The 20,416-nt window shown below is 45.3% G+C and carries 14 protein-coding genes; 4 read left to right on the forward strand and 10 right to left on the reverse strand.

The window, feature by feature from the left end; all coding sequences use genetic code 11:
- Nucleotides 1–158 precede the first annotated feature (158 nt).
- The 6 genes from FS373_RS29995 to FS373_RS30020 form a co-directional block, all read right to left on the reverse strand.
- Nucleotides 159–2,006 carry a DUF294 nucleotidyltransferase-like domain-containing protein gene (locus tag FS373_RS29995; RefSeq protein ID WP_152831371.1) on the reverse strand — a complete coding sequence of 616 codons (1,848 nt, stop codon included), beginning with the start codon at nt 2,004–2,006 and terminating at the stop codon, nt 159–161.
- A gap of 133 nt (nt 2,007–2,139) precedes the next feature.
- A complete protein-coding gene (locus FS373_RS30000) occupies nt 2,140–2,991 on the reverse strand; it encodes a tetratricopeptide repeat protein (protein WP_144046063.1) in 852 nt (283 codons plus the stop codon).
- 44 nt (nt 2,992–3,035) lie between these two features.
- Nucleotides 3,036–6,470 carry a DNRLRE domain-containing protein gene (locus FS373_RS30005; protein ID WP_152831373.1) on the reverse strand — a complete coding sequence of 1,145 codons (3,435 nt, stop codon included), beginning with the start codon at nt 6,468–6,470 and terminating at the stop codon, nt 3,036–3,038.
- Nucleotides 6,471–6,759: 289 nt separating this feature from the next.
- Entirely contained in the window at nt 6,760–7,401 is a 642-nt protein-coding gene (locus FS373_RS30010; protein ID WP_227993405.1) for an amidohydrolase family protein, read from the reverse strand.
- A gap of 124 nt (nt 7,402–7,525) precedes the next feature.
- Nucleotides 7,526–9,244: a sodium:solute symporter family protein gene (locus FS373_RS30015; protein ID WP_144046061.1), complete on the reverse strand. Its 1,719-nt coding sequence runs from the start codon at nt 9,242–9,244 to the stop codon at nt 7,526–7,528.
- 29 nt (nt 9,245–9,273) lie between these two features.
- Nucleotides 9,274–9,540: a DUF4212 domain-containing protein gene (locus tag FS373_RS30020; protein ID WP_005502042.1), complete on the reverse strand. Its 267-nt coding sequence runs from the start codon at nt 9,538–9,540 to the stop codon at nt 9,274–9,276.
- 726 nt (nt 9,541–10,266) lie between these two features.
- Here FS373_RS30020 and FS373_RS30025 point away from each other — a divergent pair.
- The 3 genes from FS373_RS30025 to FS373_RS30035 all read left to right on the forward strand — a co-directional run bounded on the left by FS373_RS30025 (nt 10,267) and on the right by FS373_RS30035 (nt 12,916).
- Nucleotides 10,267–10,821 (forward strand): mobilome CxxCx(11)CxxC protein, encoded by a 555-nt coding sequence (locus FS373_RS30025; RefSeq protein WP_152831375.1) that lies wholly within the window; start codon nt 10,267–10,269, stop codon nt 10,819–10,821.
- A 9-nt stretch (nt 10,822–10,830) separates the two neighbouring features.
- A complete protein-coding gene (locus FS373_RS30030) occupies nt 10,831–11,040 on the forward strand; it encodes a hypothetical protein (RefSeq protein ID WP_152831377.1) in 210 nt (69 codons plus the stop codon).
- A gap of 127 nt (nt 11,041–11,167) precedes the next feature.
- Complete coding sequence (locus FS373_RS30035) at nt 11,168–12,916, forward strand: caspase family protein (protein ID WP_322619586.1); 1,749 nt, start codon at nt 11,168–11,170, stop codon at nt 12,914–12,916.
- Nucleotides 12,917–12,990: 74 nt separating this feature from the next.
- On the opposite strand, the gene FS373_RS30040 is transcribed toward FS373_RS30035, so the two are convergent.
- From FS373_RS30040 to FS373_RS30050, 3 genes are read right to left on the reverse strand one after another with little or no spacing between them, the layout of a single operon-like run.
- Nucleotides 12,991–15,492, reverse strand: coding sequence for a host specificity factor TipJ family phage tail protein (locus tag FS373_RS30040; protein ID WP_152831379.1), 2,502 nt, complete (start codon nt 15,490–15,492; stop codon nt 12,991–12,993).
- Nucleotides 15,489–15,896 carry a hypothetical protein gene (locus tag FS373_RS30045; protein WP_152831381.1) on the reverse strand — a complete coding sequence of 136 codons (408 nt, stop codon included), beginning with the start codon at nt 15,894–15,896 and terminating at the stop codon, nt 15,489–15,491. The genes FS373_RS30040 and FS373_RS30045 overlap by 4 nt, the downstream gene beginning before the upstream one ends.
- Nucleotides 15,896–16,582: a DUF1833 family protein gene (locus tag FS373_RS30050; RefSeq protein ID WP_152831383.1), complete on the reverse strand. Its 687-nt coding sequence runs from the start codon at nt 16,580–16,582 to the stop codon at nt 15,896–15,898. Before FS373_RS30050 ends, FS373_RS30045 begins: the two co-directional genes overlap by 1 nt.
- A 308-nt stretch (nt 16,583–16,890) precedes the next feature.
- On the opposite strand from FS373_RS30050, the gene yegS reads away from it, so the two are divergent.
- On the forward strand, nt 16,891–17,823 hold the full coding sequence (yegS, locus tag FS373_RS30055) for a lipid kinase YegS (protein ID WP_152831384.1): 933 nt from the start codon (nt 16,891–16,893) through the stop codon (nt 17,821–17,823).
- A gap of 76 nt (nt 17,824–17,899) precedes the next feature.
- Here yegS and FS373_RS30060 read toward each other — a convergent pair whose 3' ends face one another.
- Complete coding sequence (locus FS373_RS30060) at nt 17,900–20,023, reverse strand: phosphocholine-specific phospholipase C (protein ID WP_144046054.1); 2,124 nt, start codon at nt 20,021–20,023, stop codon at nt 17,900–17,902.
- Between the last annotated feature and the right edge of the window lie 393 nt (nt 20,024–20,416).

Below are 20,416 nucleotides of genomic sequence, written 5' to 3' on the forward strand. Positions count from 1 at the left end.
TCATGAACCACCTCATTAATCACCTTAAAAACTCCGGCTAAATTTAAGTTTAATGCCGAGTTGAACATCATGAACCACCTCATTAATCACCTTAAAAACTCCGGGTAAATTTAAGTTTAATGCCGAGTTGAACATCATGAACCACCTCATTAATCACCTTAAAAACTCCGGGTAAATTTAAGTTTAATGCCGGACTGAGCATCATGAACCACCTTAAAAGCATCCTTGAGTTGATGGCGCACCAGAGAAGACAGATGCTGGGGCTTGAGATAGTTAGTGATCTCCTGTGAGTGCTTATCTTGATAGCCTTGATTGGATAAGCGCATATGGGCGATAAACTCATGGGCATCGGCCAGATTGAGGGCATCTTTGCGATTGATGATATTGAGATCCATCAATTCTCGGATCCTTTTTGCCGTATTTACCTCCTTGATCCCGGCCGACAAGGCATAGACCCGGGCAATGTCATTGATAAGCGCGTTGCCCTTATGTTTCAGATCTATACCCTTGACCTCACGGCCATCACGCTCTAAAACAAACTTCTTGAAAAAGCCCAGGGGCGGCGACTCGGTCAGGGCATTTCCTGCCATACCGGCAAGGAAGATATCATTGCCCTTGGTATTTGCCAGCACGGTATCTTGCAGGTCATTAAATAACGAGCTTGGGCCGTAGACAGGACGCATATCGAAGAAAATGCTGGCGTGCATCAGTGCCTTAGGCTCAGGGGTATTGACCCAAGTTTCAAATTTATGCTGCCACTGCTTCAAAGTGAGGCGCCACTGGGGGTTTTGCGCCATGATCTCCCCGGGGCAATAAACATAACCACACAGATCCAGTCCGGCGCAGACCGATTTCGATAAGGCCTCAAAATAAGCCGCCGCCGCTTCATCGGGTTCATGGGCGAGTAACAGACCATTGTCCTGATCGGAACACGCAGCCTGATCTTGTCGCCCCTGAGAACCGAATGCCAGCCAACAAAAAGCCATGGGAGCTTCGCCCAGTAACTGCTGATTCAGCACGATAAGGCGCCTGGTCAGTGCATCAGTCACCGACGTCAGCACCCGGCCAATCTCTTCGGCTCTGGCATCGGCACTGATCAAGTTTTGCAGCAACAAGGGGATCTGCTTACTCACGCTAATAAGACTTTCAACTGTGTCTTGTCTCTCTATTTCACCGATAAGCAATAAAGGTTGGGAGCTTTGGCCACGTAATATATCTGTGCTGGTAATGATACCAATGGGCTTTCCCTCATCTACGATGGGCAGGTGATGAATACTGTGCTCACTCATAAGCAGCATGGCTTCAAATACCAGGGAGCTTGATGTCAATGTCTTCGGCCGGGTCGTCATCGCCTGATGCACGGGCAGATGCCCGTCTAACCCTTCAGCCAGCACGCGATTTCTCAAGTCTCTGTCGGTCAAGATCCCCACCAGCTGGTGATTGTCGATAACCAGCACCGAAGAAACCCGCGCCAAACGCATCTTTTGCGCTGCTTCACCAACCGTAGAATTGCTGTCGATCACCAAAGGATGTTTCGACATCAAGGTGTTTACCCGACTCGTGGTAGCCAATTCTTTTGCCTTAAATCGGCCTTGATGGCGAAGCCGTTTCGCGAAAGCACGATTGAAGAAACGATCGAAGTGGCGATTTTCACCGCGAAGGTAATTGAACGTATCGGGATCTAAGTGATAAACCAGACCATCTTCTAATATCTGTACCCGATTACTGACCTTTTCACCGGACAGCAGCGAGAGAAAACCAAAATAATCCCCCTCACCGAGTCTGTCGACTAACTCGCCATCATCATCTCGCACCTCAAATGCACCGCTGCGCACGATATAAAGCTGAGGATGGGTTTCATCCAGAGGCACTATCGCCGATGCCTTGCTGTAATAGCCGACGGTTAAACTTTTACAACAACGCTCGAGGGCGGCTGCAGTTAAGGTATCAAACGGCGCTTGGGCCTTAATAAATTGAGATATTGGCTGTAGCTCACTTGCATCCATAGACTGTCACCAGAAAACCGGAAGAGACTGATAACAAAACTATACCCAGTTGAACAAGATAAGGGTATTCGACCAATGGCCACAGTGGGCAATTTTTTAAGAAGAGCTCAATCAGGGTAATTTATAACAGCATTTAATTTAAGAATTTAGCTTCAAGCTGGCTTTTTAAATCCTCTATTGCAGGTGTTAAACGCCGATGTTCAGGCATCTGGCTTATACTGTTTAAACCATATTTATAAGCAGTTTCGGCATCAAGATATTGCTTCAGCTCTTGGTAGATATCTCCTTTCTTAAGTTGCCAACGAGGCAAGCTATTAACGTCATGGGGCAACAGCTCGATAACCCTCAACGCCTCTTCGCGCTTATCTTGTTCAAGATAACTGTCGACTAACAAGTCCACTAGACTGACGATAGGGCCTAACTGATTAACAGCTTCATTAAGCCCCTCGATGACCAAGCCCTCCCCATCATTGTCTATCAGCTCTGCCATATTCGCACGTTCTATATATTGATCTGGGGTGGGCCGCTGTAACAGGCTCATAAAAATATCCATCTCATCGACGGCCGCTCTATAATCATTGAGCTCTATATAAGTGCGCGCCAGATTGAGCCTGGCCGACTTATAACTTGGCTCGAGTTTGATCACCTTAGATAGCAAGTTATAGGCCTCGTCTGGCATTCCGGATTGCAACCTCATTCTTCCCATGTAAAACCAGATATCGATACGCAGGTTGGCATCGTCAGTGCTATCCATGGCGCTTTGAAAATCTTGCCAGGCTAAGCCCCAATGATGATTTTCACTATGAAGCTCGCCACGCTGCAGCAATAGGTGGGCATTATTAGTCTGGGAGGCTAATTGGGCATTCAAATCAGGGGCAAGCAAGTCATTCATATGCTGAACCCGAACATCGAGCTGGGCATGGGCACCCGCAAGCCCTGAACAAAATAGGCTGTAACTGAGACATACGCCAATTAATATCTTCATAACTCTTTTCATCGCTAATATTGCCATCACTTCAGCGTTCATCATTAAGGCACAGTCACAGAGCTTGAGGTCATTACGCCATCAAAGCTATCTGAGCCTCGTTCAATATCTGTCACGGTAAAAAAGAAGATGTCGCCACTCTTTGCCGACTCTTTAGTCAGCTTGAGGATTAAGGTTCCAGCTTCACTTGTTGTCCCTGAATCCGCCAGTTTAGGGCCATCGGCTAAGGTCCATTCGCCGCTCACCAAGGCTTGCGATGCAGTATTACCAGAATCATCTTTCACGCTGATTTGTGCGATAACATCATAAGCTCGCCCTTTTCTCTTAAGAGACAAAGACACACCATCGGCTGTTAACACTGTGGGAGGAGAGATAGTCGTTGTCACCTGGACTTCTGCTGACCAATCCGATTCATACATGTCATCACTTGCCGAAACACTGTAGTAATAGCTGGTATTAAAGCTAATCCCACTGTCTTGATAACTGCTTGTTGATGATTGATCCAAAAGGCTATAGTCATTAGCTGAACTTCCCAAGCGGTAAACGTAGTAATGTGTCGCTTGAGGTACAGGGCTCCAATCAAGTAAGACTTGATTGCCATCGAAACTGCCGGATAATCCCATTGGCGCACTCAGACCATCACCCTGGCCATCACATGGGCTGGCATCTGGGCCAATACAATCACTGGTCTCAAGATTATCACTCTCTTGATAACCGTATCCGGTGAGGCTAACTGAGTTAACCGAGAAGATGAATTGCCCGCTGCTGTTCTTGCTCACATTACTTGAGCCAAAGCTCACCTTACCTCCACTCGTTGTCACCCCAGACACAGATAAGCTAGACAGACCCGACCAAGTGCCTTGAACGCTAGCATTGGCAGCAGGTATGCCCACACTATCTTCCACTAACACCTCGGCCCTTGCCCTGAGCTTTTTCTTGTTAACGGATTCTATCGCCAAGCCAATGTCTTCTATATGAAGTGAAGCAGTCACAGCTTGAGTGGTCACATCCAAGCCGATACTGGGAACTGACTCATTATTGGCACCATCGAACGCGACGACTTTATAAATATAACTTGTCGAAGCCGTTAAGCCGCTGTCATTAAAATTCGTATCAGTCGACGTGGTGAGCATCACATCATCGCGAAAAATTTTATATCCGCTTACAGCCAGATTATCGCTCGCTGCATCCCATGAAATCGACGCGGTATCGGTACCCACAGACATCAACACTAGGTTTTCAACTTGAGTGGGTGGCACAAGATCCCCTTCAGGCTCAGGCATTGAATAGACCAGAGTCAATTTTGGATGAAAACTGCTCGATTCCCTCGAGTAAAAGTCGGCGCCATCGCTGGACGAGGTATTAGCTAAGATAACCCCGTAATTGGTGACCGAGTCATCAAGCCAAGACTGAACCAGTGTAATGCCAGCTTCATTAAAGTTGAGCGTAAACAAGCCTGTCGATGGAGAGATAGTCGCTAAAGCTCCCCAACTGCGATCGCCAAGCCCTTGAGCACCAGCAAGCTGCCAAGACTGAGCTGTGGCATATTGATCCCAAGAAACCTCACCTTCAACCCAAGCTCTGCTAAGCGGGTAAACCTCATATTGACTTGAAGATGGATTAAAAACCTCCAAGGTTATGGCCACAGACTCGATAATTGCATCGGAGGAGATCTGGCTTATATCCCAGCTAAGCAGGCTCGAAAGATCGACACCGGCCCCATCGTCACCGTCGATATAGAGATTGGTGTTCGCACCATAGTTAGTCGTTATATTGAGCTCACTAATATAAGCATCACGGGTGCCACTGTAGCTGAGTTCAGGGCTGACACCATCCTGAAACTCTATGGTGATCAGGTTGATATAGGTAAATTCCTGCTGAGTATTGGCGGCAATAGTATTAAGAGAGATGTCTTGAATGCCATTGATGGTCAAGGTGTAGACTTGTGATGGCACCAGCGCTGATGTGATCAGAGTCACTTGACGCTGATTGGCACTTAATTGCGCCGATATAACACTCGCCCCCTTATCCAGTAGGTAATGGGACATATCTGTCGCACTGGCTTGGGTTAGGTTTTCGGAGAAATTCAGTTTCACTGTCATAGAGTCCATCGCCTGAATTGACGTCACTGTCGGCGGTAGGACATCCGGCCCCTTCGTCAGGGTAAACTCATCTTGAATGGCATTAGTATTGTCAATAAAGGTGGCCGTCAGCTCATTATTCATAACCTCTAAAATAACCGAGCCAAGCAGATTGATCGAAGCGTACATGGCAGGATGATTGAGCGCCCCTCCTGAAATTTTACCCGAGCTGCCCGCAACCAGATACACGGCGCCATTGTTGGCTTGCTGGATCTGAGCCATTTTTTGATAACTGCCATCACCCGCTTTATTGCCATCACCCGCGTCTAGCTGCATCGCTTCTGTGAAGCTAGACGAATGACCATAGTGACTGTCGATAAGGTATGAACGCTCATAGGAATGACTGTGTCCCGATAGCACCAGGTCGACGCCATATGATTCCAAAATTGGCAGTGCATTTTCCCGCATCTCGATTAAACGGCTTTCTGAGTCAGAATCATGAGAGCCTTTGGTATATGGCGGGTGATGCCAGTAAGCGACTATCCAGGGCTGACTGGTGGCTTCTAAGTCATTAACTAACCAGGTCAACATGGCGCCGCTAGCGGATCTGTTGGTCTCATATGACTCTAAACAGACAAAGTGAATTTGACCATAATCGAACGAGTAATAGGCCTCGGTGCCCGACGGTACACCGCCCGCCTCACCGTTTGTTGGCAAGGTAAAAATATCATAGTAGGGCCCTTGCTGGCTTGCAGAGTCGGCAGTGGCACCATCGTGATTGCCAAGGGTTGACCAGAGCGGAGATTGCTTTAACAATTCAGGATAAATATCGAACACTGCCACCTGATACTCACTGTCTGTGCCCGTCGAGTAGGCGTTATCCCCCAGCATGATCCACAGATCCGTATAACTGCTGCCTGTGCGGGCCTTATAGGCATCCCGCACGGCTCTGGCATTGCTATTGGCCGTACCTGAATCGCCGATGATCCACACCCGAGTCAGCTCTGTGTTACCGACACTTGGCGAGGTAAAGAAAAAATGTGTGCTGTCGCCACCGGTAAGCACGCCGCCTTGATTATCGAGGACGGCATAATAGTAGCGAGTATTGGGCGCGAGTCCATTGAGAGTGACGCTGTGATCGGTTTCATCTAGACCCGTGGCGTTACCAGCTAAATTACTGAGTTCGGTGCCATATTTGACAGCCGATGGCCCGGTGACATCCGTCCTCCACTTTACCGTCATGCTGTGTTCTGTGCCTAGCTGAAGGTAAGGGCCTCGGGTTAGCGTCTCTGCCATCACAGCAGATGTGAGACTGGTCAGCAGTAAACAGAGGCATATTAGGCCGTTAGCGAAATACCTGTTCACAATAACCGAAGCAGACAAAAATAAGCCAAACATACCACACCACCAAATCTTGCAGGCTTGTAGCTGTTACTTTCAACTATAAGCAGGAGCAAGCACCATGAGCAATGTGGTAAGTATATGCCTTAATACCAGGCACTGCCTGAGGTTGCGGGGGTTTTAAAACCCGAAACAATCAGATGAGCACGAGGAACTTGAGCAATAAGACGGGGTTATTTGCTGAAGAGTAAAAATAAAAAAGAGCGAAATCGATTTCACTCTTTTCTGTCACTGCCTAGTCTTTTCAAATTAGTTTTTTTCAAAAAGAGACTAGATCTTAGTGTAACTAATGTTTCAGATTAGCCGCCTTATTGATATTGATATCGCCGTGAAAAACCGTGCCTAAGATAGCGATGTCTTTGATCGCCATGGGATCTATTTTAAGCGGGCTGGATTTCAATATAGTGAAGTTAGCCGCCTTACCCTCTTCGATTGAACCTATCTTGGCCTCCAGGTTTAACGTTCTCGCCGCTGTGATGGTAATTGCCTTCATCGCCGTGTATGCATCTATACGTTGATCTTGAGATACCTTGCGATTGTTAGCTGTCACTCGATTTACCGCGGTCCAGGCTAATGTCAGCGGCTCAACCGGAGCCATGGCAAAGTCTGAATGGAAAGACACAGGTATATCTCTATCGACTAACTTTTTCACCGCAACCAGAGAGTCGGCACGCTCGGGGCCGAGTCCATCAGTCGCATACTTATCCGCTAACGCCCATAGATAGAAAGGATTAACCGAAGCTTCCATGCCCAGACTCTTCATCTCATCGGCTTGTTTATCGGTGAAATAGCCCATGTGATGTAAGGTGAAACGATGATCCTTTCTCGGGTAGGCTTGCTGATCCAGCTTGTTAAAGTCCAATACCTGTTGGATACCTAAGTCACCGTTGGAATGGACATGAATTTTATAATTGTTATTCCAACACATGTTTTGGATTAACTTGTTTCATCCATTATTTAAACAAAAAAAGAGCGCCTAAGCGCTCTGTTCATTTATGTCGATACCAGATGTAGATACCTGAGTCAGATACCAAAGTCAGATAAACATCTAACTAGTGATCTTGCGCCTCACCCGCTCCTTTAGGGAAACGGATAGACTCGACCATACTCACCACCTCTGCAGGTACCGCTGTTGTTACCTTGCTTACAGCAAAGGCCACGGCGAAGTTAATCATCATGCCTAGCATACCGATACCTTCAGGAGATATACCCAGGAACCAATGCTCTGCATTGTTGATCTCAGGGTTTATGAACTTGAAGAATGCGATATAGCCTACAGTAAATAGCAGACCGACCACCATACCTGAGATTGCGCCTTCCTTGTTCATGGTCTTAGAGAAGATACCCATGATGATTGCAGGGAAGAGTGACGATGCGGCGAGTCCAAAGGCGATGGCCACCACTGCTGCGACAAATCCGGGAGGATTGATGCCGAAGTAACCCGCCATCACAATACCCAGCGCCGCCGCAATACGGGCAAACATCAACTCCTTCTTATCTGAGATATGTGGCATCAGGTTCTTCTTGAGTAAATCATGAGATACCGATGTCGAGATAACCAACAAGAGACCCGCTGATGTCGAGAGTGCAGCCGCTAAGCCACCCGCAGCAACAAGCGCGATAACCCAAGCTGGTAAGTTAGCAATTTCAGGTGTCGCGAGAACCATGATGTCTCGGTCAATCTTCATCTCATTCTCAGCACCCTTGGCATAATAGATCTTGCCATCTTGGTTCTTATCATCCCACTCAATCAGACCTGTCTTTTCCCAGTTCTTAATCCACTCGGGAGCCGTTTCATAAGCAACACCGGTAGACTCAGGACCGTTAATGGTTTCAATCATGTTCACACGAGAGAACGCCGCGAGTGCAGGAATGGTCGTGTACATAATGGCGATGAAAACAAGCGCCCAACCCGCTGATACTCGTGCATCTTTCACTCTAGGTACGGTAAAGAAGCGCACAATCACATGTGGAAGACCCGCAGTACCAAACATCAGGGCGCCGGTAATGAAGAACACATCGATCATGCTCTTAGAACCTTCGGTATATTGCCCAAATCCGAGTTCTGTGGATAATCCATCGAGTTTATCTAACAGATACACCCCTGTGCCATTACCCGCGGCATCGATAAGCTCAGCGCCGAAACCAATTTGAGGAATGATATGACCCGTCATCATCACAGAGATAAAGATAGCCGGCACCATAAAGGCGAAGATAAGTACACAGTATTGCGCAACCTGAGTGTAGGTAATGCCTTTCATACCACCGAGTACGGCGTAGAAGAAGACCACCGCCATGCCTATGTAGACGCCAGTTTCAACTTCGACCTCTAAGAAGCGGGAGAACACCACGCCCACACCGCGCATTTGACCCGCGATATAGGTAAAACAGATGAAGATGGCACAGATAACCGCAACGGTACGTGCGGTCTGTGAGTAGAAACGGTCACCGATAAAATCAGGTACGGTAAATTTACCGAACTTTCTCAGGTAAGGGGCAATACACAATGCCAGCAGCACGTAACCACCCGTCCAACCCATCAGATACACTGAGCCGTCATAGCCAGTAAATGACACTATACCCGCGAGGGAGATAAATGAGGCTGCCGACATCCAATCTGCCGCCGTTGCCATGCCGTTCATTACCGGGTGAACACCACCACCTGCAACATAAAATTCTTTTGTCGAACCGGCTCTCGCCCAGATCGCAATTCCGATATAAAGGGCAAATGTTGTGCCCACAATCAAATAAGTTAACGTTTGTACGTCCATCTCATGACTCCTTATCTAGGTTCGGTTCATTAGTCTTCGTGAACATTATATTTTTTGTCTAATGCATTGGCTTTCGCCACATAGACAAAAATTAACGCGACGAACACATACATGGCACCTTGTTGTGCAAACCAGAATCCCAACTTGAATCCCATAAAATGAATTTCATTCAGTACATCTACCAGTAAAATGCCGCATCCAAAAGATACTGCAGCCCATATAGCTAATAATTTAAGTACCAGGCGTAAATTCTCGCGCCAATATCCCTCTGCCTTGTCGTTGCTTTCAAAACTCATAGCGACTCCCCTGTGCTGATTTGTTATTTAAAGTCACAGTTAATCTATCAAGGCAGAGCACAACAACAATCGCGACCTTAGTCTAACGCTAACGGCAACCCAGCAAGGGTTAACAGTTAAAGCAGTTAAAAAACAGACAGATAGAAGTTGACGTGCGCGTAAACTAGGTGTCATTTCAAGGCTAAACCTTAGACTAAGGTAGGAGAGTTTTTGTTTGAAATTTTTGTAGCGCGTCGCGAGGTTTGGCAAAACATTTCACTCGGTTTGGCAAATGAGAACAGGTCTCATCTAAATAATTACCAGTTCACATGGTTTGGCAAAACATTATTGCTGCAGCGTATGGCGAGGTTCTGAAAAGGTACATAAAGTGAATATCTTGCTTGTCACAAGTCCTATTAACGTTCAAATATTAAAAATAGACCCGAGTATCAGGATGGATTTAAACCATCTTTAAATCGAGTTTAATCTCCCTTTTGGTTCAGATTAAAGTGATCACTCTAAGCCATTTCAGCCCCATTCTTTGTCAAATGCAATGGCTCATTTTTATTTGAGATATTTATACCTCTATACAAAACCTAACCCACAAAATATTAAATGATTTATACGGTTATCTTTACTTTCTGTGAACCAAGTATGGTATTGTTTTTCTAAAGTATATTGGTACGTTAATGCCTTCAAATATCATTTTTATAAGCGTTAATTTTTTAGGAGCGACGGTTAGACTTGATGGAAATTAAAGAGAAAGCGAACAACTACGAGTTTTGGGCTTTTGGAACTACTAGAATATTTGAAAAACGGGCAAATTCATTAAAACTGAGGCGAACGTTAATAACTTTTTTTGGCTTAGTCACTCCGGTGATAGTTGGCGCGATAGTCTTATCTTTTGGCTATAACAGCAAGATTCTCCCTGTATTACTTACGACTGCTGGTATCACAGGTGTTTTCCAATTGGCCCTATCAACATGGTCAATTGTCGCACGCTGGGATGAAACATATGAGTATGCAGTGGAGTCACTTAGATCCAATACTGAATTGTACAATCAGTTCAAGAAAATCAAGGAATCAAATCAGCCAATTGAAGTCCTTGAAATACACTTTGAAGAAACACGAAAATTGTACGAAGACCGAGAGTTCAGAGATTTAGGACAAAATATAACTGATAAAGAAAAGAGGTTTGCTAACCATCAAACATTACTGTATTTCGGTCAAATATGTCATGCGTGTCAAAAGGTGCCGTCTTCTTATAAACCGACAAAATGTAACTCCTGTGGTAACTATTAAGGAAAAATAATGACAAGTAATGTTGAAAGTATAATTAATCAGTTTATGCAACTATCTCAAGCTGAACAACAACAACTCATGCATATGATTCGTACTAAAAGAGGTGATTCTTTGGATGGAGTAAAGCATCGTGGTGGTGATTTTTTCGGTGATAGAATAGGATCATCAACCATAAACTTTGCACCAACTCCAGGGAGCTGTCCTCGTTGCGGCAAATAAGATGAGAACGTGTTAATCAGCAACTCAAAACGCTCGGTGACCATCGGTACTTGCGAGGGGAAGTCAGTCGTAGCTCGGTCACTTACTCAGCATCACAGCGCGTTATCGCATACGAGGATTAAAGTCAGTGCGTGATTTAAAATTTATACTTCAACAAAAATACGAGACTAGTAGAGCTCTTGTTATAGGAATTAATCAGTATACGAAGGCTCCTCCTTTAGAGTACGCAGTTAATGATGCTAAAGAAGTAAGCGAAATTTTAATAAATGAGCTTGGCTTTGATAAAGAGAATGTTACTTATCTCATTGATCAAGAAGCTACTAAATCTAATATTCTGAAGTCATTTCTACGGTTTTCTAAAGATGACGTAAAAGTTGATGATCGGTTGTTTGTTTTTTTTGCTGGCCATGGTCATACTAAATCGGGTATTAGAGGTGAAGTCGGCTTTCTCGTGCCATATGATGCAGATATGGATGATTACTCTACTTTTATTCGATGGGATGAACTCACCCGAAATGCAGAATTAATTAGACCGAAACACATTTTGTTTGTTATGGATGCTTGTTATGGAGGACTTGCTGTTCATAGAGACTTAAAGCCAGGAAGCAGTCGGTTTTTAAGGGATATGTACCAAAGGTTTTCTAGGCAAGTTATTACAGCTGGTAAAGCTAATGAAGTTGTAGCTGATTCTGGCGGTCCAATACCCAATCATTCAGTTTTTACAGGTCACTTTATAGAGGGGATAAGGGGGAAAGCAGCTAACGAATACGGAGTTATTACAGCTAGTGGCTTAATGGCCTACGTTTATTCAAAGGTTGCTAATGATATAAATTCTAAACAAACGCCTCATTACGGTCAGTTTGATGGTGATGGCGATTTTATAATATTTACACCACAACGTGATACTTCTTTAGACGATGAAACGAGAGGTGTTGATGAATTAATAACCATCCCATATTTGAATGAAGTAAGAAATTCTAAAACCACTGGAGAAAAAGTCGATTACGTCAAAGAACTGATATCTTCTCAAAGTTCACAAATAAAACTTCATGATTTTACCATTGAGGAGGTTCGCCAATTCTTATCTACCACAAGTGAAGACAGTTTTGCTGTTCGTGGTCAATTCTCAAACGAAGAGTTTTTGGATCGAATAGTATCTTATGAGCAACACACAAAAGATCTATCTGCCATAGTAGCTTGTTTATCCTATTGGGCTAAAGATAGCCAATTGAATTCACTTACAAAGATTATTTCTAGATCCTGCGATCGATTATTGGCAAATCAAGACGGGCTTGTTGTTTGGGTTGAACTTAGGTGGTATCCACTTTTGCTACTGACCTACTGCGCTGGTATAGCTGCGATTGAAAGTAAGAATTACTTGAGTCTTGCTGCGCTATTTTATACTAAGCTAGGCTCTAGTGATTCCTACGACAAGGAATCATTCTTTGTTCAAAAAGTTGCTAGCGCAGCAGGCGAGTTAATGGATATGTTCAAAACAATCCCAGATCACGAGCGTAATCACACCCCACTAAGTGAGTACCTATTCAAAATACTTCAGCCTAGACTAGATGACCTATTTTTCTTAGGTAAAGGCTATGAAGCTGTTTTTGATGAGTTCGAAATTCTTTTTGCCTTAGCTATTGTTGATCTAAATAAGCAACAAGATAGTTATCTGGGGGCGCCAATAGGACGGTTTGGTTGGAAAAACCATAGAAATGGTACTTCACCATTCAAGAAGTTAAAGAGTGAGGCAAGCCTACATAAGGATAATTGGGGGCCTATTAAAGCAGGTATGTTCGGCGGAAACTATGAAAGATTTGAAGAGGTAGCTGAAGAGTTCCAAAGTGAGGTTTTGGCAACATTAAGATGGTTTTAAGTTCAAATAATGGACTAAGACTTCAGCATACTTTCTCTCATCCAAATCTAACGAGTTAAACCAATACACTGTTGCTATGTAGGTGGTTCATTATTATCATCTGCATATACCCGTTCATCATAACCAGATGCCACTAATGACACCTTTTCAGTCCCTGCGGGCTGCATGGTGTTTATCAAGGCTTTCGTCTCTATGTTATCCAGTATGCCAAAGCGGTATAGCACGTCATCCTGACTGCCCTGAGAGATGGGGAACGGCGGTAAACTGGACAGCACAAACTCCCTATCTGAGCCGCCTTGATACACCTCAACAGGCCCCCAAGGGGAACCATCCGGTGCCCTTAAAACCGTATAGTGTTTCTCTCCTGGTATCCACTCGATAATTCCAGACAGCAAGGCGACATTATCGTGGCTATCAAAGTTCACGATACGCCCCTGAAAGTCATCCTCATCAGCAATGCCTACACACGACAAGCGCTCGCAGTTAAAGCCATCGAGCTCGGTATCAAACAGATAAGTGATACGCCGATACTTATACTCTCTGCGTTTGCGCATGCCATAGCGCCATGCTTCACGCCGCTCCGTTATCCCAAACGCACGTACCTTTTTAGGCTTAGTACCAGAGTCACCAGGTAATGAACACAAGACCGTTGATGACTTCCAGGTCGTACTGTCCATGTACTCAACTTCAACACTATCAAACTCATCATCAATGATAAGCTCTTCACGCACCCGAAGCGGCGACAACATGTTATCTGGTTGAAACATCTGCTCCACGACTCGATTGGCATCATCCCTTACCGGCCTTAACTTGCCCCACTCGATACTGGGTATCGCAAACCCCACATCTAACATACGTTTTGCGGCATCGATAAAGGTCAATTGGTTATCAAAAACCCCATCAAAGTACTGCCGACGGGACGCGCAGATATCATTGAGATACTGCAATCGAGAATGGTCTAAATCGGTGAGATAATCTAAGTTTGACGTGCTAAACAGGTGTACCAAAGCGTTAACAGGATTTCGGGTTTTATCCGTCACAAAGCTGCCATCTGGCTGCATGGTCGGTATCACCCGTGTGCCTATACCACTCACTTTGGTTGAGGCCGCTGCCGACAAGGCAGAAGAGGCTTTAAGCTTCATCAGCAAACAGGTGTCGTGTGGATAGTTCACAGGAGACTGCACCTCAGAGCGCAGTCCCACCCACATCAAATCATCATGCGCTTTTAAATCATCGAGCTTACTGGTCACCAGTGATAGCCTGACCTCTGCACGCATATCAATCTGCATATCAATACGCTGGCTAAACCCCAGTTGGTCAAGCGTCTTATCGGTATGCGTAAACATAGCGGCTTGCCACGCATCAGCACTGCTAATCGCGCGCCATTCCACTCGAAACGTCACGGTTAACTCATCGATGGAACCTCGGTCGTTAAGCTTCCCTAATCCACGGGGAAATTTATAATCTATCCATATATAGCGAGCTGATTTTCCGCTCTTACTGGCTGCAAACGGCCCTGACTTTCTCCCGTCAACGGAGCCGGTTAAATTCACTTGAGAAAAGGCGATTAATACACTGCCAACAAACCCTGTCCAACTGGGGTCATCGATGCCATCAGTGTCGAGTTTATTCAATATCAGCACGCGACGATTATCGTTTACCGAAACAATGCTGTAGAAACCATTGTCGTTTGTACTGCCCTCTATTTCGATATTCGAGCCACTGGTAAAGGTCACTGGCCATTGTTGTGATATTTCTCGCTCAATAGGCTCAAGGCCCCCTATCAACTCCTGTTTAATCAGCCGTAAACTGCTCGTTGAAGCGGGTTTTAAAAACTTATTAAAGCTCGACGCCACCCCAATCACTAACCCAGCCACCTCAATCTCAACCTCACCATTGGCCACTTCCGGTGCCGTATACATGATTTGATGCGCTGGATGAGCCGTTAAATCAGAACCAGGGGGCGCGATTAAATACTGGCAATCAATACCTAAGCGATCCGCTTCCGTTTCAGCAATGTAGATAAGTTTATCATTGGGGTAATTGAGCTTATCTGGATGGTCAAAATCGATATTCCCCCCGCCTACACACATCAACAACAGCAGCCATTGCTCATTATCCTCAAAGGTTTTATAAGGAGGCGCGATTAAATCGGGGATCACTTTATGCCGTCCTAATAACTCAGGGACAGCACCATTGATCCTGACTCGATTGCCTTGAGAATTGATATCGTAAATAGAGGAGCCTTTCGGCGTCGTGCTGTTGTACGTATCGGGGATATTGTTCATGCTGTAGATTGCGCTGCCAACCGCGAGCACAGCCACCACCGCATAAAAGATAGTAATAGGCTCTTTAGGCTCGATCACGACTTCCACCATATCGCCGTCATTAAGTCGACACGCAGACCAATGCTCAAACAACAGGGGCTTATCATTAACAAAGACCATAAATTGATCGCGTTCAAGGGATAAGCAATACCCCTCTAACGTACTTAAGAGTGTGCTCGACTGCTCAACTCCATAAGATGAGTACACGCTTTTATCTAGCTTATTGGGGTACACGATTAACGATATCATTGCCAAAATTCCAGTTGCTGCTGTTGATGTAAAAACAACGGGAGCGGCGTCATTAAGCCCCCTGTTTTCTCGCCCGTGTGAAGCACGACCAGTTGGTTGTTGTCGCTAACCTCAACCACGATGCCAAGGTGCACACAAACACCCTGCTGCAGACAAGCCACCAAGCACCCATCGGCTGCCGTATTCGTGCGAGTTAACGTGGTCGTTTCTGCGCGGTAGGCTTTGGTGAGTTGACGTTTATTGGCCGCTAAAATGGTGTCAAACATAGACAGCTCTGAGTAGTGATAATGGGTTTGAGCCACATACCGCGCCAGGCCATAACAATCCCAGCCATTCATATCTCGCCCACCATCGACATAAGGCACGGTGCGGTAACGAAGTAAGCGGCTATACGCTATCGCCATTACAGATAATCCAAGCCGGGGTAATCCGATGCGGTATAGATTCTTGCGGGCCACTTTTTATTGATAAACTCAATTTTCCAGCCACACACCAGCGTGATCACCCCCTCTTTTTTCTCATAACTTTTAGCGGTTAATCGCAGCTCAGGAGCAGCAGGGCCGGATTGATAGCCAGAGCTGGTGTATAAACGCAATACCACTTCAATTTTGTCACCCGCCTCCTTAATGACCCTTAAGCTTCGCGAGACGTCACCATTCACATTGGGCACCGCGATATTCAACGTGCTATTGCCCTCACCCACTTTCGGGAATTGGATCTCAATACCTGCCGCGTGATATTCAATCAGATTGCCTTGGTGATCTTTTGCCGTCAGCGCGTCAAAGCCGCGCACTAAGTACACCTTCCCTGGCGGATGGCCTTCAATCTTAAGGGTGGGACTGCTCATTTCAACGGTGTAATAAATGCTCTCTCCGGTGGGGGCACTGGCATACACTTGAGCCAATTGATTCGCCACGGTCAGTCCGTTTAACGCCCTGAAAAAATCTTTAGGATAGGACTCTCCCTGATTCTGATAAATTGCGCCTGTTGTCGCCTCTGGGATATATTCAAAACGGCGAATTTTCATGTACTGCGAACGCCAAGGGGCCCCTCTTCCAGCCCAGTGAGTATTGGCGGAGGGAAACCACATCCCCCAACCATAATCGCTGCGGCATAAAAGGAACGTGGCCAAGGGATCTTCATCTAACAATCCTGGGTGTCTTGGTTATTTTTTTGAGGGCGAAAATGATGAGAATCAGACAGCAGGTTCTGACTCAATAATGAGCAGGATTTAACAGGAGGAGTAATTTTTAACTCATGCTCACAAGAAATATTTAACCTTGCCAGTATCATTAAATGTGGATGGTGCTGTTTATTATTGTGGCCAGACCTCAGTACTGGTCTAAGGTATAGTACATACGCTGAATAATCAGCCAATTTCAGGACTGAACACTCACTATGACGATGTTAATTCTTAACGGCAAGAAAGCAGGTTTGCCACTCATTAGGCAGACTGTTAACTTACTTCGAGAGCAAGGACATAGCATTGAGGTTCGCTGTACGTGGGAAGGCGGGGATGTGGCTCGTTATGTTAAGGAAGCTGCCGCACTTAACATCACCCGTATCATAGCCGGTGGTGGTGATGGAACCGTTAATGAAGTTGCCGATGCGTTAGCTATTTTGGCTAACCCAACCGCTTCAGCTCATCCTAATAAGGTAGAGATGGAGCTCGCGATATTACCACTCGGCACGGCCAATGATTTTGCCACTGCATGCCTTATCCCATTAAAAATCGACACTGCCCTGAGCTTTGCAGTGACCGCTACCGCACATCCCATTGATTTAGCTCTGGCGAATGACCGCCATTTTATTAATGTTGCATCGGCCGGATTCGGCGCACAAATCACCGTTGATACCCCTGTTGAACTAAAAAATCTATTAGGCGGGCAAGCCTATTTCATCTCCGGACTTATACAAGCCCTTAACTTTACGCCGTATCAAGGAAAAATCGCGGCAACCTTAGCAGATGGACAGCAGATCCAACTGCAAGGTGCTGGACTATTGGGCGCGATCTGTAATGGCCGATTAGCGGGCGGAGGACAAAACCTTGCGCCCAAAGCCTTATTAAACGATGGATTGCTTGATGTCGTCTTGGTGAAACACTTCCCAAGTTCAGCACTTAAGCAAGTCGTTGATGAACTTAAAGATCCCCATGTTAGCGGTGAATATGTCAATCGAATGCAAGTGACAGAAATCACCTTAACTTCTGACACTCCACTACCAGTAAATTTAGATGGTGAACCCACCTTTCACCTCACGCACCATATCCGTGTGCTCCCTGGTGCAGTCAAGTTAGTTTGCCCTGATGATTCCCCGGTTTTAATGCGCTAACAGTCAATAAGCCTAAAATCGTGCCATATATGGACTGTTTATCGCTGGACGGTTCGATAAAGAACAAGCTCCGTTTTTAACGCAAACCTAACAGCGGATCAGAATAAGTATGAAGGCCTGTTTCAATGCGTCCACAATACCGCCGTAATAATCCAGTATCTTTGCTTGTTACGGTAAAATCGTACCAATTAGCCCACGTTTTTACTGACTGCCTAATTTCCATTTCTGTACCAGCAGTAACCAGATACGTTTGCACATTACTTTTTTCATAAAGACTAAAATCGACAGTTAGTTCATCATCTTTCTCTGTTTGATTTTTTAACGTGATGATAATTGCGGGATCTGTCTTTGTGACGTCATAACAGACTGATATCTCTTGCGTCGCTGCTACTGTCTTATCACAACGCCCCTTAAAACGGCGGTGAAAACCATTGGCAGAAAGCAGCCATAGATCATATTCATTGTTACTCTCATTTGCCAACCACGACGCATTGATGTTTTCTCCACTACCAATCGCGTAGCGACGAGGGATACTGTCCAGCTCATACATGTTGTACACGTGAATAACAACGCCTTGTTCCCCTGTATTGCTCATCTGTAAATTGATGCAAAAATCAGCATTATCAACAGCAGCATTGACATGTAATTCATAAGGCAGCGCGCAAGATGGACGAATCCCACGACCTGTGACGGGAAAGCCTTGTTCGGCTTCAGACGGCGGATCTAATTGAGGCAGTGTCTCTTGATTCTCTCTTATTTGATCCGCGTCATATTTGTTAATAACAGGTAAGGGCATTAAGGATTCAGCATTCGGATCCGTGAAATTTAAAGTCGATTGTAAATCTCCACAAACCGCACGTCTGAAAGGGGTAATATTCTCTTCAATCACACCAAAGCGAGACTCTATAAACTGAATGATAGAGGTATGATCAAAAACTTGAGAGTTCACCCAACCACCTCGACTCCATGGCGAAATAACCAAAGCAGGAACACGCGGCCCCGGACCATAAGGATGATCGTCTGAGTGATATTCTCCAGAAGTGTCTATGGTGCTGTCACCATACTTGATCCCGTTTTCAATCGACGGCGCACACGGTGGCGGCATGTGATCGAAAAACCCGTCGTTTTCATCGAAGTTAACGATAAAGACCGTTTTACTCCACACCTCATGATCTTCCGTTAGAAGATCTAAGACTTGTTGTGTGTACCAGCCACCTTGTACCGGGCTTGATGGCCCCGGGTGTTCCGAATACTCAGCGGGCGAAATAATCCAAGAAACTTCTGGTAGGGTTCCATTGGCAATATCCACTTTCAGGCTGTCTAAAAAGCCATCGTCTGACATGGTGTTGCTAACCCCTTTCAATAGCGGGTTAATCGCATTATCATTTTCTGCCCAAACAGGATATGGCTTGCCATCTAAATCATTGCCTTTTTGTGCGTTAGCCTCTCGGTATTGCCTAAATCCGGCCAGTGGATTGTCTGTAAAATTATCGGGGAGATTTTGATAAACCTTCCATTTTATGCCCGCTTCTTCTAAGCGCTCTGGGTATGTTTTCCACGTATAACCTTCACTTGGCTTGCCTAAATTTGAAAAATCATTGGTAATAGCAGGAACATTTGGATCTGCGGCATGATGATTAATCCCAGTCCAAAGAAAAAGACGGTTTGGATTCGTACCACCATGAAACGAACAGTAATACTCATCACACAGGGTAAAAGCATTCGCGAGAGCGTATTGAAATGGTAACTCCGCCTCAGTGTAATACGCCATCGATTGTTTTTCTTTGTGCGTAGGCCACGCATTCATGCGGCCAAAATCCCAGGCATCTTGCGCATCTGGATAAATATGTGGTGTACCATTTACTCGCTGTGCATTACCTAATCGAGCATCTAAGTGATACGGATAAATTAATCTATCCGTAAATTTCTGTTGCCAAATATTGCCGTAACTCGTCGGTACAGGATGACGTTCAGCAAATCCCCTCACCCCTGCTAGCTTACCGAAATAATGATCAAATGAACGATTCTCTTGCATCAAAATAACGATGTGTTCTACATCTCGAATATCGCCATGTTTGGTATTCGCAGAGATGGATAGTGCTTTTGCAATGGAAGCGGGGATCATGGCGGATACCGCTACACTTGCAGATCCAACACTGGCATTTTTTAGAAATTTACGACGACTCATACAAAGTGACATAGGTAGATCCCTTATTTCTGTTGAGGTGGACAGTGAATATTTACTGACGTTTTATCGTCATCATTGTTACGATCACACCCCATCACTAAGATGGCTAAAAATAGACTCACAACCCATATACGCATTTTTATCAAGGTAATTACCTCGTTGAAAATAGAGATGAAGCAGAGCACTATAATAAAGAAATAAGTCAGTATGACTACATCGAGGTCATCTTTTACCTTGGTATCAAAGGGGGCTAACTCAGGGAAAGAACAGGAGCATTTATTTTCCCCAATAAAACTGGACCATATATTCGGAGCTAAAAAAGTGTTAGGAATGGGTATTTAGGGACGAAAACGATGAAATTCAAACAGCAGGTTCTGACTCAATTTATTATGAACTGGCTTTAAC

Source organism: Shewanella sp. YLB-07 (assembly GCF_009377275.1).

Bases quoted from the DNA above. Each gene is read 5' to 3' on its own strand.
- FS373_RS30000 (WP_144046063.1), bottom strand. From the start codon at position 2,991: ATGAAGATATTAATTGGCGTATGTCTCAGTTACAGCCTATTTTGTTCA.
- FS373_RS30050 (WP_152831383.1), bottom strand. From the start codon at position 16,582: ATGTGGTTTCCCTCCGCCAATACTCACTGGGCTGGAAGAGGGGCCCCT.
- FS373_RS30030 (WP_152831377.1), top strand. From the start codon at position 10,831: ATGACAAGTAATGTTGAAAGTATAATTAATCAGTTTATGCAACTATCT.
- FS373_RS30010 (WP_227993405.1), bottom strand. From the start codon at position 7,401: ATGTGTTGGAATAACAATTATAAAATTCATGTCCATTCCAACGGTGAC.
- yegS (WP_152831384.1), top strand. From the start codon at position 16,891: ATGACGATGTTAATTCTTAACGGCAAGAAAGCAGGTTTGCCACTCATT.
- FS373_RS30025 (WP_152831375.1), top strand. From the start codon at position 10,267: ATGGAAATTAAAGAGAAAGCGAACAACTACGAGTTTTGGGCTTTTGGA.
- FS373_RS30020 (WP_005502042.1), bottom strand. From the start codon at position 9,540: ATGAGTTTTGAAAGCAACGACAAGGCAGAGGGATATTGGCGCGAGAAT.
- FS373_RS30060 (WP_144046054.1), bottom strand. From the start codon at position 20,023: ATGTCACTTTGTATGAGTCGTCGTAAATTTCTAAAAAATGCCAGTGTT.
- FS373_RS30015 (WP_144046061.1), bottom strand. From the start codon at position 9,244: ATGGACGTACAAACGTTAACTTATTTGATTGTGGGCACAACATTTGCC.
- FS373_RS30045 (WP_152831381.1), bottom strand. From the start codon at position 15,896: ATGGCGATAGCGTATAGCCGCTTACTTCGTTACCGCACCGTGCCTTAT.
- FS373_RS30040 (WP_152831379.1), bottom strand. From the start codon at position 15,492: ATGATATCGTTAATCGTGTACCCCAATAAGCTAGATAAAAGCGTGTAC.
- FS373_RS29995 (WP_152831371.1), bottom strand. From the start codon at position 2,006: ATGGATGCAAGTGAGCTACAGCCAATATCTCAATTTATTAAGGCCCAA.
- FS373_RS30005 (WP_152831373.1), bottom strand. From the start codon at position 6,470: ATGTTTGGCTTATTTTTGTCTGCTTCGGTTATTGTGAACAGGTATTTC.